This is a genomic window from Metabacillus halosaccharovorans (genome assembly GCF_002019635.1).
Classification (GTDB): domain Bacteria; phylum Bacillota; class Bacilli; order Bacillales; family Bacillaceae; genus Metabacillus; species Metabacillus halosaccharovorans.
The window spans coordinates 307,134-322,957 of record NZ_KV917371.1; the positions used below are offsets into that span (position 1 = coordinate 307,134).

The window sequence follows — 15,824 nt, forward strand, 5'->3', positions numbered from 1 at the left end:
TTTGATGTTAACATTCTTCCGGAGTACCAGTATTCGTTGCTGTTCTGAAAGATGAACCACATCCGCATGAAGCAATCGCATTTGGGTTATCGATGGTGAAGCCGCCGCCCATCATGGATTGTTTGAAATCAATGATCGTACCCTTTAAAATCGGGGCATCTTCTTTTTTGATAAGCACTGTCATTCCATGCTGTTCAAGAACTTGATCTTCTTCGCTAATCTCATGCTCAAAGCCCATACCATAGGAAAGGCCGCTGCAGCCTCCACCTTTTACTCCAACGCGGAGATAAGCATTTTCTTCCTCATGTTCTTTCATCATATCTTTTATCTGATAAGCAGCTGCTTCTGTAATCTTTACAATATCACTCATTTAAATATACCTCCTCGCTCTTTATGAAAGGATCTATTTATAGTATACATCTAATAGCACTCATCACTCAAATAATTCACTCAAGAGGTAACAGATAGACATTATCATCTCAAGAAAAAAGTACCTGTACAAACAACTTCTGCAGGACCAGTCATTAAAACAGTACCTGTTTTTGTCCAATTGATTAGCAAATCTCCACCCGCAAGGTGGACAGTCGTTTCTTCTCCTTGGGAAGTATGGCCATTAAGTACCGATGAAACCACTGCAGCACACGCTCCTGTTCCACACGCTTGTGTAACACCGGAACCTCTTTCCCATACCCTAAAATGAAGCTCATTTTTTGATACAACTTCTACAAATTCTACGTTTACCCCCTCAGGGAAACGTTCATCTTTTTCTACGATAGGGCCAAGACTTGTAACAGGGGCTTGATTAATATTATCTACATAAAAGATAAGATGTGGATTTCCCATTGAGACCGCTGTCGCCTGGAAAACTTCACCTGCAAATTCCATCGGTTCATTAATCGTTTTTTCTTGATTCTTGCCTGCCATTGGTAAATCTGCCTTAAGTAATCTTGGTTCCCCCATATCAACTGTCACTAACTCGACTAAGTCATTGTTAACATGCACTTTTGCTTCAACAAGTCCTGATAATGTTTCGATTTTGAATGTTTCATTTGTTACTAATTTATGTTCGAATGCATATTTAGCAACACATCTTAACCCGTTGCCGCAATTTTTCCCTTCTGATCCATCATTATTAAAAATCCTCATTTTTACTTCTGCTCGATCAGAAGGACAAATGAGGATTAACCCGTCAGATCCAATACCTGTATAAACACTTGATACTTGCCTTGCAATCTCTGGTAAAGATTCTTCCTCAAGCTGTTCCTCAAAAAGATTCACATATATATAGCTATTACCTAAACCGTGCATTTTTGTAAATTGAAAAGAACTCATCATACGCCTCCAAAACTCTTTATTTTTACTAGTATAAAGTGATAGAAGTATGAAAACAATAAAAATATCCCCCGTTTGATAAGGAAAAGCTTCCTGTATAGCGCAGGAAGCTTTTTCAATGACTTTTCACCTACTCAAACTAAAAACTAGTCCATTTTTCATACAAATCTGATATAATTAGATCTTATATAATCGTTTACAAACTTATTAGGAGTGATTCCTATGAATAAAGAACTAGAATACTTATACGATCGAAAAGTTGAGTGTCAAATTTGTAAAAATACATATGTGACAAAAAAAGTAAGATCACGTTTTATACGTGCTCATCGACATGATACTGATTTTTGTTCATTCTATATTTCAACAAAAATTAATCCTCTGTTGTATTACGTTTCTGTTTGCCCAGAGTGTGGCTTTTCATCTTCAGAAGAATGTACCAACTATTTTCCACCAAAGGCAAAGGATCTCATTAAACAGAAAATCTGTCATAATTGGAAAAGAAAAGATTATGGTCAAGAACGCACATTAGACCTGGCCATTAACTCCTACAAATTAGCAATATACTGCGCAACAATAAAAAAAGAAAAACATATTGCACTTGGTGGACTTTATATACGACTTGCCTGGTTATATAGAACCGAACAGGTAAATCCTCAAGAAGAACAGCGTTTTTTAAGGCTCGCCCTTGATGAGTATATTCTATCCTATTCTGCTGGTGACTTTACCGATACACCTTTCTCTGAAACCAAGTTGCTTTACTTAATTGGAGATTTAAGTAGACGAGTTGGATTAGACGGACAAGCAACACGCTATTTTTCACGAGTCATTGAAAAACAAAAAGAAACGATTGAGAAAGGAATCGTTCAAATGGCGAAGGATCGCTGGAGTGAAATGCGGGAAGCAAAAAAATCAGGGTAAAAAGCCACAAAAGTGGCTTTTTTAAAACATTGGATTTTCTTCTAAAAATGTATACACATTCTCGACTAACTCATCTGGCGTGTCACCCATGACCATTTCCCCATTTACTAACGCATATAATGAATGGCCACATTTACCACAATAGCTTAAACAACCATATTCTATAATATCTAAATTAGGGTCCTTCTCCAGCTTCTCTAACGCTGCTTGTCCCCCATTAGCTAAATTGCTTATACAAAATTCAATAATTGGCTTCATTTATTCCCACCTCTCCACTGTTTTATCCTAATAGGATAAGCATTAATACGTCAAATTTTATTATACTCTATGTTTTCTATCGAAAATTAATTATTTCAATTCATAATCCATTATACATCTGGAAACTTTTTTGTATAAAGTATAGAAATGGGATTGTAAACACTATCTAAATAATTCATAATTGTGTTGTACTGTATCTTAGAATAGTTCATTTTACCAAAAAAGAAAACGTTCTATCAGCATTTATATTGTGAAAAAATGCGAATTTCGTTATACTTTTTATGGCATTTTTTAATCATACGTAAGAAAAGATATTTATTTTAAGATATAGGGTTATCTCTTTCTTATTCATTCATTTATGTAATACAACATTATTTTCAAAGAGTTTTTTAAAAAAGTGGGGAAAAAGGAGTATTAAAAAATGAAGAACCTAGTTATCCTTGGTGGCGGGTACGGCGGAATGAGAGTCTTACTTCGCTTGCTTCCGAATCAGTTACCTGACGATGTGCAAATTACTCTTATTGATAAAAACCCTTATCACTGTCTGAAAACTGAATATTATGCTCTGGCAGCAGGGACTATTTCCGATCATCATATTCGTGTATCCTTTCCGGAGCACCCTAGACTTCAAACTGAATTTGGCACAATTACAAAAGTTGATCCTAACAAAAAGGAAGTTATTCTAAACGAGGATCGTGCTATATCATATGATGATCTTATTGTCGGTTTAGGCTGTGAAGATAAATACCACAATGTTCCGGGTGCTGATGAGTACACATATAGCATCCAATCAATCGACCAATCTCGTGAAGCATACCAAAAATTAAATAATTTACAAGCTGATGCAACTGTTGCCATAGTTGGGGCAGGATTAAGCGGTGTTGAGCTTGCCAGTGAACTTAGAGAAAGCCGAAAAGATTTAAAAATAAAGTTATTTGACCGTAGCAAACATATCCTTTCCAGCTTCCCGGAAAGATTAAGCACTTATGTAGCCAATTGGTTCACTGAACATGGTGTTGAAATTATAAGTGAAGCAAATATTACTAAGGTAGAACCAAATATCGTATTTAACCATGATCAACCATTTGAATGTGATGCGATTGTTTGGACAGCCGGTATACAGCCAAATAAAGTTGTTAGGGATCTTGATGTTGAAAAAGATAACCAAGGAAGAGTTAAATTAACGATCCAGCATTTCATCCCTCAATATGAAGATATATTTGTCGTAGGTGACTGTGCAAGTCTGCCACATGCTCCTAGTGCTCAGTTAGCTGAAGCACAAGCTGAACAAATAGTTCAAGTTTTACTTAAAAAATGGAATAACGAGCCTCTTCCTGAAAATTTCCCACCATTTAAATTAAAGGGAGTTTTGGGATCATTAGGAAAGAAACAAGGCTTCGGACTTGTTAATGACAGACCTTTAATGGGCCGCGTTCCACGATTACTAAAATCTGGTGTTCTATGGATGTATAAATATCATAACGGATAATATTAAAACACACACTCGTCGAGTGTGTGTTTTTTTATCGTCTAGGAAATTATAAAATTCTTGAACTGTAGATAAGTGCGCGACATCCAGCTCCAGCGCCTAGCCCCTGGGCAAATAAGACGCAAAGGAATAGAAGCCGTTCTTTGTCTTCAATTCCTTTGTGGCTAGACCCTAGAGCTAACCAAGGCGCTTGCGCTTTTGTTCTGTTCATCACTGACCATACCCGTACCTTGCCATTTCTTCGTAAATGGTTTTCAGTCGCGGGCTTCCTTCACCAACAACCTTGCCTTCAATCACAACTAATGGATAAAAATATTCATCATCTAAAATCTTTTGAACAAATTCCTGTTTTTCTTCATCATGTTGAGGTTTATCAATATCAATATAAGTGATATGAAAAGGCTGATTATTAAATTTTCGTTTCAGTGCTGCATCAAGCCATTCATATGTTTCCTTAGCTGATGGCAAATTGACACAGCTTGGACAAAGTACCTCTGCACCATATACACTAATTTCAACTTTTTTCACTCTAACACCACCGCTCTTTTCTCCATTGTATTCCATTTCTCAAAATCTTTCCATCTTCATCATTTGGGTATACTTACTAATGTAAACAGGTGGTTATCTCTTACGTTTATAAAGGAAATATGATAAAATATACTCGATTACTTAATGAAAAAATAAATCATACGATTAGATTTTTCTCGCCATTTCAAATATAATATGGAATAAGGAAAGGAGTCGATAATAATGACAACTGAAACTGCAATGTTGGAACAAGTTCAAGAAGTTCTAGATAAATTACGTCCATTCTTACTTCGTGACGGAGGAGATTGTGAACTTGTAGATGTAGAAGATGGTATTGTAAAACTTCGCCTTTTAGGTGCTTGTGGAAGCTGCCCAAGCTCAACAATCACATTAAAAGCTGGTATAGAACGTGCATTATTAGAAGAAGTACCAGGAGTTGTAGAAGTAGAGCAAGTGTTTTAATTTAAGAGTCCGGTATACCTCTATGGTGTGCCGGACTTTTTTTACCATAACTATACAAAAAGGATTCGGGTCAATGTCCGAATCCTTTTTAACTATAAACTCTTTATCTCTTGTACCTGCTCTACTCGACAGCCAACTACATCAATTTCCAAGCTTTCAACATTACAATTTACAAAATCTTTTGCAAGTGTTTGAGCAAGGTCATTTCCCTTTCCTTTTGCTGTGAAACAAATGACAGTTGGACCTGCCCCGCTTAACGCGGAACCGTAGGCACCAAGATGTTGAATCTTTTCTTGAACAGCTTGGATCTCCGGAATCAGCTTGCCGCGATATGGTTGATGAAACAGGTCTTTAACCATCATCTCTCCAACAAGGTTCCAGTTATTTGTAAGAAGTCCAGCCACGAGCATATTGCTAATTGCACTAGCTTCTACAGCGTTTTTATAGGAAAGTTCTTGTGGCAAAACATTTCTTGCGTCACTTGTGAATACCTCGTATTTCGGAATCACGACAACCGTATCTACTTCGATATCCTTTATACAAACCAAGTCTGTTTTTTCAGCCTGGTGTAAACCGATAACCAAACCTCCGTATAGTGACGCCCCAACATTGTCAGGGTGTCCTTCTTCAAGACTTGCAATTCGAAGTTTTTCTTCATCACTCATTTGCAGCTGACAAAGCTGATTAGCAAGCTCAATTCCGGCAATAATAGCAGCGGCACTGCTTCCAATTCCTCTTGCCATTGGAATGTCACTCCACACCTTTACCTCACAAGGAGGAAGAGGCTTGTTGTACGTTTCTGCAACTTGTATAGCAACCTTAGCAATTAAATTATCTTCATTTGTAGGTAGATCCTTTACATGCTCTGTCATAGGCAAAAAAAGCAATTTGTCTGCTTTTTTCACCTCAAGTGTTAAGTACTTACCAAGAGCAAGACCGACAGAATCAAAGCCAGGACCCAAATTAGCTGTACTTCCAGGAACGATAATTCTTAACATGTCTCCTTCAATCATTGTACCGGCACTCCACTTAATTGCTGTAAGAATGCTTCTTCATCATTAGGAAGAACAATCGGCTTAATTTCAGAAACATCAATTGCTGTGTTAGGATCTTTTAATCCATTACCAGTTAAAACTGCTACAACCTTGCTACCCTCTGCAATAAGACCTAATTTACGATGTTTGATAAGACCTGCAATTGAAGCACATGAACCAGGTTCAGCAAATACACCTTCCTCACGGGCAATCAATTGATAAGCCTCTAGAATTTCTTCGTCAGTTACAGAGTCAATTCGACCGTTGGATTCTTCTTTCGCTTTAACTGCTGTTTCCCAGCTGGCTGGATTTCCGATACGAATCGCAGTTGCCACAGTTTCCGGATTCTCAATTGGTTCACCGCGAACAATTGCTGCTGCACCTTCTGCTTGGAAACCGTGAATTTTCGGTAAGCCAGTTTGTTTTTTCTCATTGTATTCCTTGAAGCCTTTCCAGTACGCAGTAATATTCCCTGCATTACCTACAGGAATAGCTAAATAATCCGGAGCACTTCCCAATTGCTCACAAACTTCAAATGCCGCTGTTTTTTGACCTTCAATACGGTAAGGATTAACTGAGTTAACCAGTGTAATCGGTAGCTTTTTACTTATGTTACGAACCATTGTTAACGCATGATCAAAGTTTCCTTGAATGGCGTAAATATCAGCACCATACATAACTGCTTGAGCTAATTTTCCGAAGGCAATTTTTCCGTCAGGAATAAGAACGATACACTTCATATTCGCTCTGGCTGCATAAGCTGCTGCAGCTGCCGATGTGTTTCCTGTAGAAGCACAGATAACTGTATCACTGCCTTCTTCTTTTGCTTTAGCAACTGCCATAACCATTCCACGGTCTTTAAATGAGCCGGTAGGGTTTGTTCCTTCTGTTTTCACATAAAGCTCCACACCCAGCTTTTCAGAAAGCTTAGGAAGATGGATAAGTGGTGTATTTCCTTCTTGAAGTGTTAATTTAGGTGTTTTTTCTGAAACAGGTAAAAACTCTGCAAATTCTTGAATTAAGCCTTTCCACATCATACTAATTCGTTCCCTTCTACACGGTAAGTACTTTTTACTTCTTCTACTACATCTAAATCATTCAGGAGTTGTAATATTTCTTCAAAGTCACTTTGTGCCGCTTTATGTGTGACAATGACAATTTCTGCTAGGTTGCTATTTTTTATTGGTAACTGCAGGATTTTCTCAAAGCTTACGCCTCTCTCAGAGAAAAGGGATGTAATATTTGCAAAAGCTCCAACTTGATCTTTTGCACTAATTCTCAAAAAGTGTTGAGCGTAAATATGCTCAGGACTTTTTAATTGTTTTTCAAATTGAGGTGCTACCGCACTTCTTCCGTTAACATCAAGTCTCATATTTTTCATTACACCAACTAAATCGGACACAACAGCTGTTGCAGTTGGTAAGCTTCCTGCTCCAGGACCATAAAACATTGTTTCTCCTACAGCTTCACCATACACATAAACTGCATTGTACTCATCATTAACTGATGCTAGCGGATGTGTTTCAGGTAATAATGTTGGCTCAACTGATACTTCGATTTTTCCGTTTTCGCGCTCAGCAATTCCAATTAGTTTCATAGTGTAACCTAGACGTTTACTATAACTAATATCATCATCTGTTACACTTGAAATCCCATTTACATTTACATCATCTAAATCAACATGCATCGAGAAACCAAGTCTGGCAAGGATGGCCATTTTTCTTGCCGCATCTAAGCCTTCTACATCTGATGTAGGATCTGCTTCCGCATAGCCTAAGTCCTGTGCTTCTTTTAGCACTTCATCATATGCACTTCCGAATTTGGACATTTTTGTGAGAATAAAGTTTGTTGTTCCATTCACAATTCCCATCATTTTTGTAATCCGATCAGATGCTAATCCATCTACTAAACTACGTAAAATTGGAATACCTCCTGCAACACTTGCTTCATAAAATAAATCACAGCCGTTTTCTGTCGCAATCGATAATAACTCTGTTCCGTACACCGCCATTAAATCCTTGTTCGCTGTTACAACATGTTTTTTTGCTTTTAACGCTTCGATCAATTGCTTGCGTGTTTCTTCTACCCCACCCATTACTTCAATGACAACATCAATATCAGGGTTATGAATAACATCTTCTACATTTGTTGTAAGCATTTCTTTATCAATATGAACTTGACGCTCTTTTTCTAAATTTTTCACGACAACTTTCTTTACTTTTACCGGACATCCTACTTGATGCATAAGTTTATCTTGATGGTCTTCAATAATTTTCACAACACCACTACCAACCGTACCGAGACCTAAAAGTCCAACATGAATTGCCTCCACACTACTCCACTCCTTCTTGTATATCTATAAAGCACAACTGTACTCTCATAAAAGACACTAATAATATACTTGTCATTATAAGATGCTTAGAACTGTTTTACAAGGGTGAATTTTCAGTTTTTTAAATTAAAACGTTTTCACACCAAAAAAAATATAAATGAACACTTTTTTAATTAAATAACAACTTTTGTTTTAGGCTCATTTCCATTTAGAACTGCTGCTATATTCATTGCGCAAAGCTTCATCATTGCGTACCTGGTTTCATAGCTTGCACTTCCGATATGCGGGAGGGCCACAACATTATGTAATCCAACAAGAGGATGCTCGGCACCAATCGGTTCATTTAAAAAGACGTCAAGCCCTGCCCCTGCTATCTCACCATTTACAAGAGCATCATACAAGTCTTCTTCATTTACAACAGCTCCCCGACTCGCATTGATAAATATGCTTGAGTTTTTCATTTTTTGAAAGGTCTCTTTATTAAAAAGCTCTCTTGTTTCCGGAGTTAAAGGTGCTAGACATACAATAAAATCTGAAGCAGTAACCAATTCATCAAATGAACGATAAGTTGCACCTAATGTTTTTTCAGCGTTTTCATTTCTTGAACGATTATGATAAAGAATGTCCATCCCAAAACCTGTTGCACGCTTTGCGACAGCCTGTCCTATTTTACCCATTCCGACAATGCCAATCGTTTTATGGTGAACATCATGTCCTGCTAGCAAAAGTGGTCCCCAGCTTTTCCATTGATTTTGTTTAACATACTCAGAAGCTTCCATTAAACGCCTTGCTGTTGAGAGCAATAATCCAAATGTCAGGTCGGCAGTTGTGTCAGTTAGTATATCAGGGGTATTACACACAACAATACCTTTTGAGTTGGCATATTGAACATCAATATTATCAAATCCTACCGCAAGATTAGCGATCACTTTCAATTGGTCTGCCTTATCAAGTAATTCCTTATCGATAGAATCTGAAAGCATTGTTAATAAGCCATCTGCCTTTTCAGCCTTTTCAAGTAAGATTTCACGGGGACAAGGTATTTCCTCTTCCTTCCACATGTCAACATCAGCCACTTCATATAGCGGTTTTAACTGTTCTTCTGAGCATTTTCTCGTAATATAGATGTATGGTCTTTTCATCTTTTTCACCTCTTCTATTAAATGAACTACCTTTATTTTATCATAATAAAAAAGAATCCTCCGTATAAGACCGGAGGATTCTTTTTTATTATGAGTATGTTGATAACCACTCTATGTTTGGAAGCATGATTCTTTTTGTCTTCATGGATAACATGCTCGAATAGGCTCGTAAGAAAGCTTCATATTGTGCAGAATTATTTAGAATACGGTTTAATTCTTCTTCAAATAATGGTTTTACATCTTCGGGTGATAAATAGTATTCTTCCACACATTCAAAATAATGGATAGGAAATAACAATCTGCTGTAAATTAATCTCCAGGAAAATGGAGATAATGGTGATGTTCTATCATACTCTTCCAGAAATCGAAAGCCTTCCAGCTTTAACTGTTCTTGTTTTTCAAAGTAAAGATGTCTCATATATTCCGCTAAGTCCCTACTAGCATGGTCAAACACCCAATCAACAGGCGATTTAATCATGAAGACCGGATTCCAAGTTGTTGAATGAAATCTTTGATGGCAAATGGTTCCCGAGTCATTTGGAAGTGGTTCCTCATCCAGTTCTGTGTCAACTAAATATTGAATCGCATTTTCCGCCAGCCCCAAATAATATGGAAATGATTCAACAAACATTTTTTCAAATTGAGTGAGTGGTTGTGTTTGGACTTTTCCTCTCCAAAACATTTCTAATTGATCTAACCGTTTCTCCCATAAGACTTTCCACTGGCCGATACGCTGAGTCTTCGTAACTTGATAAGGATAGATCCTTGCTTTTGCATGGAAACGAGCAAGATCTCTTCCAGGCTGTGTTGAGCGTCCTTCTGTATAGGCTGAGCATTTCATTACGACATACCTTACTTGATTTTCTTCAAAAAACAAATGGTTTTTTTTGGTTAGTACAAAACTTGCAACATATGGTTCTCTTTTGTCAATCATAAATTGACTTAATTGATATAATTCAAATAATTCCTCTTCTTCTATATGAGAAACTGGTACAATCACAAATTGGGTTTGATGCAGACGAAATGAATCATATCGTCCAACCTTTTCAAACTCTGTTACCTTAATTCCATACTCATCATATATTGTTTTTTTCACCACATTTCCCCCCTGCATTACTTTCCCTATTCTATCGTAATCAATTATTGGGAAGTTTATGATTAAATGAGGAAGGGAGAAATCTTTTTTTGGAGAAGTATACTATAAGGGTCGGTTTCAATTTACAGCATAAACGATTACCAATCCTTGATTTCGTTAAGAATGGTAAAAGTTCATTGTATTTAAAGTTTACATGCATATATCCAAGCACGGCATCATACAATGAATGAATACACCATATGCAAAATAAAAGAATGGGTGATCAAGATGAAAAGCAATGAAAAAATGGATTTTGTGGAAAAAACAGCTAGAGATTGGTTAGTCAAAAGAGGAGTCAAAATTGAAGATATAGCAGACCTCGTTTATTTTCTTCAAGAAAAATATCATCCGAATTTATCAATGGACGATTGCATTGAAAATGTAGACAGAGTCCTGACAAAAAGAGAAGTTCAAAATGCCATTCTTACTGGAATACAGTTTGACATACTTTCTGAAAAAGGCCAATTAGAGGAACCATTACAATCGATCATAGCGACTGATGAGAGCTTGTATGGTGTAGATGAAATTTTAGCCTTTTCAATTGTTAATATATATGGATCAATCGGTTTTACAAATTATGGATATATCGATAAAATGAAACCAGGTATATTACAAGCCCTAAATGATAAGTCATCAGGACAATGCCATACCTTTTTAGATGATATTGTTGGAGCTATTGCAGCAGCTGCTTCAAGCAGACTTGCTCATAGAGCTAAAAATGTGGAATAAGTTTTGAATATTAAAAAACAGGAAAAGCCATCGGACAGGTTAGAAGATGCTAATCGATGTCCATATGGCTTTTTCTTATGTTTATGAATGAAGTAGGTTTAAATAATCTGTTAATGAATCAACTGAGTATGTTGGTTTTTGTTCATAACGCTCTAAATGCACCTTTGTCGTAACCCCTGTATGAACAAGTAATGTATCCAATCCACAGTTCATTCCAGCTTTTATATCTGTATCATAATTATCCCCTACCATGATCACCTTGTCCGGATCTATCCCAAGAACTTGTATTGCCTGATCAACAATAATTTTTTCCGGCTTCCCAATGAAAATCGGTTTTGTATTGGTCGAAACAGAAACAACTGAGGTTAAAGCTCCATTTCCAGGTAACAGACCTCTTTCTGTCGGAATCGCAATATCTGCATTTGTTGAGATAAAGGTGGCTCCATTACGCACCGCAATACATGCCTTCGCAAGCTTTTCATAGGAAAGTTCTCTATCAATTCCAGTGACAACGAAATCGGGATTTTCATCTACAATCTGAAGTCCGCTTGATTGAAGGGCTTGTTTTAACCCTTCTTCTCCTATCATATACACAGGAGCATTTGCCTTTTTTTGAGCTATAAAGTTGGCTGTTGCCTGACTTGTTGTGAACACACGGTCTTCTGTTGCTAAAATATCAAATTCATTTAGCTTCTTCGCCACAAGTTCAGGTGGCTGTGAGGAATTATTTGTAACAAACAAATACGGAATGTTTTTCTCTGCTAAATAGTGAACAAATCGACTAGCATCTTCTATTCTCTCCGTCCCTCTATACATCGTCCCATCTAAATCTATAAGGTAACCACCATAGGTTTTCAATCAAAATTCCTCCTGTTTCCTCCATAGAAAGAGGATGACTTTATCGTCACCCTTTAGCTTTATTCATCCCACCTTAACGGGCAGTAAATCTCCAACTTTAAGATTCGAGTAAAGCAGAGAAGATAAATGGGCAATAAACTGCCCGTTAAGATCCGATATGTCTCGCTAATCATCAGTGCGGGTTGAAGCCCTTCCACTGATGGAAGTCTCACTTTATTTATTTAATGGTATAAAAGCTGAAACCGGACCAAGCTCATTTTCCAGATAATTTCTAACGTCGGATGAAAAACTAACTAAACCTTGTTTATGAGAAGAAATAGTAGTCACCAGTTCCTGGTGATCGATCTCAATATAATCTTGTACAAGTTTTTTTCTAAGCATAATAACCTGCTTTAAATCATGGGCATTTCTTTCATTCACTACTTTTTCATCCAGCAGGATGTCAATGATATCCTCATAGCTTCCAGGGTCTCTCATAATAAAGCCATCAATCATCGCATTACCAACATCAATGATTGTCTCAATAAACATATGACAAATACGCTCAAGTGCCGCTTTTTCCAAATCACTGCCCCATGTGGATTGATGTTCAAACTGTTTAATCTTTTTATTTAAAAAGTCTAGCTTTGCTTCGATCTTTCCCCGATCAACAAAATACAAAATATCACCTTCCTATAATAAAGCAACACGTTCTTTCTCCATATTACCAGGCTTTGCATAGAAATAGCCTTGTGCCAAGTCTACATGGTTCCTCTTCAGAACATCTGCTTCTTCCTTCTTTTCAATTCCTTCTGCTACTACAAGCGAACCTGTTTCACGAGCAATTAATATAAGGCCTTTTAACATCGATTCCTTTACCTTGCTCGTGTCAATGTCTTGAATAACTGAGCGGTCAATCTTGATAATATCAGGGAGAATTTCACTTATTGTATGTAAGCTGGAATAACCAGCACCTGTATCATCAACCGCAATTCGAAACCCCTTTTTACGCAATTGCTTAATATTATCATGGAAAAAGTTTAAACCTTCAATGGAATCTCTTTCTGTTACTTCAAAGATCATCTTTTTGGGATCAATATCAGGATGACGTGTTAACAACTTGTCAAGGCCTGCTATGAATCGTTTATTCCCAAGAGTGATTGGAGTAAAATTAAGGAATACATCATCCACACACCCAACAGCATCAATTAATTGAAATGATTTTTCCAAAACTAATAACTCTAGGTCATAAATTAAATTGGACTGTCTGGCAAGGGAAAATAGCTGGAGTGGATTTTCAAGTGCTGTCCCTTTAGGACCTCTTGTTAAAAACTCCCATGCATTAATTTGATTGCTGGATAAATCAATGATGGGTTGAGCCAGCAACGATATATCCCGTTTTTGGATAATCTCCCGCATTTCCAGTAGTGTTTCAATATATCGGGATTGTATTCGTTTTTCCGCCATGGCAACTGCTTGTTGCTGGGCTGTATATAAAGCTTCCTGTGTAGTGGAATAATTTCTTTCGATAAACATATATCCAACTTCAAAGGATTGCTTAAAATATGGATATTTAGTAAACATATACTTTTCTAATTTCGGAAGAAGAATTCTAATTAATTTTTCAATATGCACAACACTTTGTTTGTCATCGTTAATTTTTAAAAAAATTGTAAGACCTTCACTATAATAATCATGCACAACTAAAAGATCCTCACGGAAAGGGGAATGCTCAACTACTTCCCTAAATCCTTCCCTAAGCACGCTTTTATATTCTTTAAGCTGTACTGGTTCAAATTGCTGGGAAAATTCACGTAGGTTTGAAATGGTGATCACAACGACAGCAACCTGATTTCCTTGTGTCATTGCTTGATAGACACCTTCTAAGATTGGGTCCCTTAGTACAAATTTCGGTGGATAATACTTTAATTTATTTTGACGCACAAAAAGTTTACTCCACTTTTTCAACCTGCTTATATGCTTATCACAAGACCCACTCATCATATGTACTCAACCCTTCTGGCATTAACCTATACATACGTCATATTTTATCATATTTTTCTATCTTTCGACTGATTTCCCGGAAAAATTTATTACCTCAGACATTTATCAAAGGAAAAGGATTTGTTATGATAACAATAGTCTTAGCTTAAGATTAAAGGAGAGATACCATGTCTGAACGCTTTTTTTTATATGATGATACTGTCGAAACTAAAACACGCTTCGTCAGTTTTATGGGGGATAACCAGCGATTTGATTTAGCAGTTATTCAAAGTGACCGATATTATGGAAAACAGCTTGTATTGGATATACAAAGTAACCGTTTTGCCATTATTGGAGAGGATGATTTAAAGGAACCAGGTTATATAGAACATGCCTTTAACTTAAATGAAGAAAATGCAGAGGAGCTTCGTGATTTCTTATTTGAGATCGTTTAATGTAAAAATAATTTTAAAAAGTTAAAATGAGAAAAACCCCCAATTAAACAAAGAAGGGGGTTTTCCTGCCAAGTATACTTATTTCTTTACTTTTTTCAAAACAAAATATGCACAACCAAAGTTACAATACTCAAAAATGTACTCCTCAAGGGTGCTGATTTTTGTGTCGTATGTAGCTTTTTGGTTTTGATCATCGAAAAAGCCTCTTAGCCTTAACTGATTATATCCCCAATCTCCCACAATAAAATCATATTTATTTAAAATTTCACTATATCTTTCTTTAAATGCTTCTTCATTAAATCCATCTTTTTCTTCTTTGATTAATTCAAAAAATTGATTCTGAACAGTTATCATGATTTTCACCTCATCCATATTCACTAATCTTATCATAATCGAAACAACCTCAACCATCAATTGCTATGCAATTTTCCTCTTCCTTTGGAAACGATAAAGACGAGGAGGTGCTACTGTTGATAAAAACAAAATTAGCAGCCACTGTTTTAGGCTTATCATTATTAACTGCCTGTCAATATGGCGCAGAAGAAGATACATCTTTCATGCATGAAAATGGAAACACCATTAATGTTAGTGACCGAACTGACTTGTACAATGAAGAGGGAGTTCCGAATGCAAATGACAAAGGTGCAAGCTTTGGATTTGTTCGTCACCAAAAAAGCGGAATTCCTCAAGATGTTGCCTACACACCTACTCCTGGAATGAACCGTGAGCAGGTAGCAAATACAATTAGTAGTCTAAGCGTTCAGCTTCCGAATGTAAATGATGTTGCGACATTGGTGACTGATGAAGAGGTATTAGTCGCTTATGACACGGACTCAAAGGATCGAAATGAAACAGCCGATCAAGTCAAAAAGACAGCATTATCTGTCGTTCCACGATATTATCACGTGTATGTGTCAGATAATCCTAATATGATTCAACAAATACAAGCATATAGTCCACTCGATTCAACAAGCCGTGACATTGATGAAATCCTAAACGATACAATTCACAAAATGCTTGAATCTCCACAAGGCCGTGCTCTTAACAAAGGAGAAAATGCAAACGGTGAGGGTTATGGAGAAATGAATGAGGATATTGATGACGATATGAAAGATGATTACGAAAAAGTCCGTTATGAAAAGGATAAAATGCAATAGTATTAATTGGTGAACTGGCCTCCGGGTAGTTCA

At 36.7% G+C, this 15,824-nt stretch carries 19 protein-coding genes; 6 read left to right on the forward strand and 13 right to left on the reverse strand.

Annotation, left to right across the window (positions count from 1 at the left end):
* Positions 1-7: 7 nt before the first annotated feature.
* Positions 8-370 (reverse strand): HesB/IscA family protein, encoded by a 363-nt coding sequence (locus BK577_RS01495; protein WP_078431293.1) that lies wholly within the window; start codon positions 368-370, stop codon positions 8-10.
* A 104-nt stretch (positions 371-474) separates the two neighbouring features.
* Entirely contained in the window at positions 475-1,332 is an 858-nt protein-coding gene (dapF, locus tag BK577_RS01500) for a diaminopimelate epimerase (RefSeq protein ID WP_078431294.1), read from the reverse strand.
* 222 nt (positions 1,333-1,554) lie between these two features.
* Here dapF and BK577_RS01505 point away from each other — a divergent pair, with 222 nt between their 5' ends.
* On the forward strand, positions 1,555-2,250 hold the full coding sequence (locus tag BK577_RS01505) for a DUF2225 domain-containing protein (protein WP_078431295.1): 696 nt from the start codon (positions 1,555-1,557) through the stop codon (positions 2,248-2,250).
* A 21-nt stretch (positions 2,251-2,271) separates the two neighbouring features.
* Here the strand turns inward: BK577_RS01505 and BK577_RS01510 are convergent, their stop codons facing one another.
* Positions 2,272-2,508, reverse strand: a complete 237-nt coding sequence (locus BK577_RS01510) for a YuzB family protein (RefSeq protein WP_026559026.1) — start codon at positions 2,506-2,508, stop codon at positions 2,272-2,274.
* A 421-nt stretch (positions 2,509-2,929) separates the two neighbouring features.
* Here BK577_RS01510 and BK577_RS01515 point away from each other — a divergent pair, with 421 nt between their 5' ends.
* The gene (locus BK577_RS01515; RefSeq protein ID WP_078431296.1) at positions 2,930-3,997 is read left to right on the forward strand and encodes an NAD(P)/FAD-dependent oxidoreductase; all 1,068 of its coding nucleotides are present in this window, start codon (positions 2,930-2,932) and stop codon (positions 3,995-3,997) included.
* A gap of 210 nt (positions 3,998-4,207) precedes the next feature.
* Here the strand turns inward: BK577_RS01515 and BK577_RS01520 are convergent, their stop codons facing one another.
* Positions 4,208-4,525, reverse strand: coding sequence for a YuzD family protein (locus tag BK577_RS01520; protein WP_425435893.1), 318 nt, complete (start codon positions 4,523-4,525; stop codon positions 4,208-4,210).
* Between the two features lie 222 nt (positions 4,526-4,747).
* Here BK577_RS01520 and BK577_RS01525 point away from each other — a divergent pair, with 222 nt between their 5' ends.
* Entirely contained in the window at positions 4,748-4,987 is a 240-nt protein-coding gene (locus tag BK577_RS01525) for a NifU family protein (protein WP_078431298.1), read from the forward strand.
* 92 nt (positions 4,988-5,079) lie between these two features.
* Here the strand turns inward: BK577_RS01525 and thrB are convergent, their stop codons facing one another.
* The 5 genes from thrB to yutH all read right to left on the reverse strand — a co-directional run bounded on the left by thrB (position 5,080) and on the right by yutH (position 10,594).
* Positions 5,080-6,000, reverse strand: coding sequence for a homoserine kinase (gene thrB, locus BK577_RS01530; protein WP_078431299.1), 921 nt, complete (start codon positions 5,998-6,000; stop codon positions 5,080-5,082).
* Positions 5,997-7,055, reverse strand: a complete 1,059-nt coding sequence (thrC, locus tag BK577_RS01535) for a threonine synthase (RefSeq protein WP_078433422.1) — start codon at positions 7,053-7,055, stop codon at positions 5,997-5,999. The genes thrB and thrC overlap by 4 nt, the downstream gene beginning before the upstream one ends.
* Positions 7,055-8,353 carry a homoserine dehydrogenase gene (locus BK577_RS01540; RefSeq protein ID WP_078431300.1) on the reverse strand — a complete coding sequence of 433 codons (1,299 nt, stop codon included), beginning with the start codon at positions 8,351-8,353 and terminating at the stop codon, positions 7,055-7,057. Before BK577_RS01540 ends, thrC begins: the two co-directional genes overlap by 1 nt.
* A gap of 173 nt (positions 8,354-8,526) precedes the next feature.
* Positions 8,527-9,495, reverse strand: coding sequence for a 2-hydroxyacid dehydrogenase (locus BK577_RS01545; protein ID WP_078431301.1), 969 nt, complete (start codon positions 9,493-9,495; stop codon positions 8,527-8,529).
* An 88-nt stretch (positions 9,496-9,583) separates the two neighbouring features.
* Positions 9,584-10,594: a spore coat putative kinase YutH gene (gene yutH, locus BK577_RS01550; protein WP_078431302.1), complete on the reverse strand. Its 1,011-nt coding sequence runs from the start codon at positions 10,592-10,594 to the stop codon at positions 9,584-9,586.
* A 264-nt stretch (positions 10,595-10,858) separates the two neighbouring features.
* Here yutH and BK577_RS01555 point away from each other — a divergent pair, with 264 nt between their 5' ends.
* Positions 10,859-11,359 (forward strand): phosphatidylglycerophosphatase A family protein, encoded by a 501-nt coding sequence (locus tag BK577_RS01555; protein ID WP_026559035.1) that lies wholly within the window; start codon positions 10,859-10,861, stop codon positions 11,357-11,359.
* A gap of 81 nt (positions 11,360-11,440) precedes the next feature.
* Here the strand turns inward: BK577_RS01555 and BK577_RS01560 are convergent, their stop codons facing one another.
* From BK577_RS01560 to BK577_RS01570, 3 genes are all read right to left on the reverse strand, one after another.
* Positions 11,441-12,217, reverse strand: a complete 777-nt coding sequence (locus BK577_RS01560) for a TIGR01457 family HAD-type hydrolase (protein ID WP_078431303.1) — start codon at positions 12,215-12,217, stop codon at positions 11,441-11,443.
* A gap of 213 nt (positions 12,218-12,430) precedes the next feature.
* Positions 12,431-12,877: a DUF86 domain-containing protein gene (locus tag BK577_RS01565; RefSeq protein ID WP_078431304.1), complete on the reverse strand. Its 447-nt coding sequence runs from the start codon at positions 12,875-12,877 to the stop codon at positions 12,431-12,433.
* Between the two features lie 12 nt (positions 12,878-12,889).
* A complete protein-coding gene (locus tag BK577_RS01570; protein ID WP_245823407.1) occupies positions 12,890-14,140 on the reverse strand; it encodes an EAL domain-containing protein in 1,251 nt (416 codons plus the stop codon).
* Between the two features lie 227 nt (positions 14,141-14,367).
* Between BK577_RS01570 and BK577_RS01575 the strand changes: the two genes are divergently transcribed.
* Positions 14,368-14,634: a DUF3055 domain-containing protein gene (locus BK577_RS01575; RefSeq protein ID WP_026559039.1), complete on the forward strand. Its 267-nt coding sequence runs from the start codon at positions 14,368-14,370 to the stop codon at positions 14,632-14,634.
* A gap of 78 nt (positions 14,635-14,712) precedes the next feature.
* On the opposite strand, the gene BK577_RS01580 is transcribed toward BK577_RS01575, so the two are convergent.
* Positions 14,713-14,988: a YutD family protein gene (locus tag BK577_RS01580; protein WP_078433424.1), complete on the reverse strand. Its 276-nt coding sequence runs from the start codon at positions 14,986-14,988 to the stop codon at positions 14,713-14,715.
* Between the two features lie 116 nt (positions 14,989-15,104).
* On the opposite strand from BK577_RS01580, the gene BK577_RS01585 reads away from it, so the two are divergent.
* On the forward strand, positions 15,105-15,791 hold the full coding sequence (locus tag BK577_RS01585) for a YhcN/YlaJ family sporulation lipoprotein (RefSeq protein ID WP_245823408.1): 687 nt from the start codon (positions 15,105-15,107) through the stop codon (positions 15,789-15,791).
* Positions 15,792-15,824 lie beyond the last annotated feature (33 nt).

Coding starts and splice junctions, on each gene's coding strand:
- BK577_RS01495 (WP_078431293.1), bottom strand. CDS start 370: ATGAGTGATATTGTAAAGATTACAGAAGCAGCTGCTTATCAGATAAAA.
- dapF (WP_078431294.1), bottom strand. CDS start 1,332: ATGAGTTCTTTTCAATTTACAAAAATGCACGGTTTAGGTAATAGCTAT.
- BK577_RS01505 (WP_078431295.1), top strand. CDS start 1,555: ATGAATAAAGAACTAGAATACTTATACGATCGAAAAGTTGAGTGTCAA.
- BK577_RS01510 (WP_026559026.1), bottom strand. CDS start 2,508: ATGAAGCCAATTATTGAATTTTGTATAAGCAATTTAGCTAATGGGGGA.
- BK577_RS01515 (WP_078431296.1), top strand. CDS start 2,930: ATGAAGAACCTAGTTATCCTTGGTGGCGGGTACGGCGGAATGAGAGTC.
- BK577_RS01525 (WP_078431298.1), top strand. CDS start 4,748: ATGACAACTGAAACTGCAATGTTGGAACAAGTTCAAGAAGTTCTAGAT.
- thrB (WP_078431299.1), bottom strand. CDS start 6,000: ATGATTGAAGGAGACATGTTAAGAATTATCGTTCCTGGAAGTACAGCT.
- thrC (WP_078433422.1), bottom strand. CDS start 7,055: ATGTGGAAAGGCTTAATTCAAGAATTTGCAGAGTTTTTACCTGTTTCA.
- BK577_RS01545 (WP_078431301.1), bottom strand. CDS start 9,495: ATGAAAAGACCATACATCTATATTACGAGAAAATGCTCAGAAGAACAG.
- BK577_RS01555 (WP_026559035.1), top strand. CDS start 10,859: ATGAAAAGCAATGAAAAAATGGATTTTGTGGAAAAAACAGCTAGAGAT.
- BK577_RS01575 (WP_026559039.1), top strand. CDS start 14,368: ATGTCTGAACGCTTTTTTTTATATGATGATACTGTCGAAACTAAAACA.
- BK577_RS01580 (WP_078433424.1), bottom strand. CDS start 14,988: ATGATAACTGTTCAGAATCAATTTTTTGAATTAATCAAAGAAGAAAAA.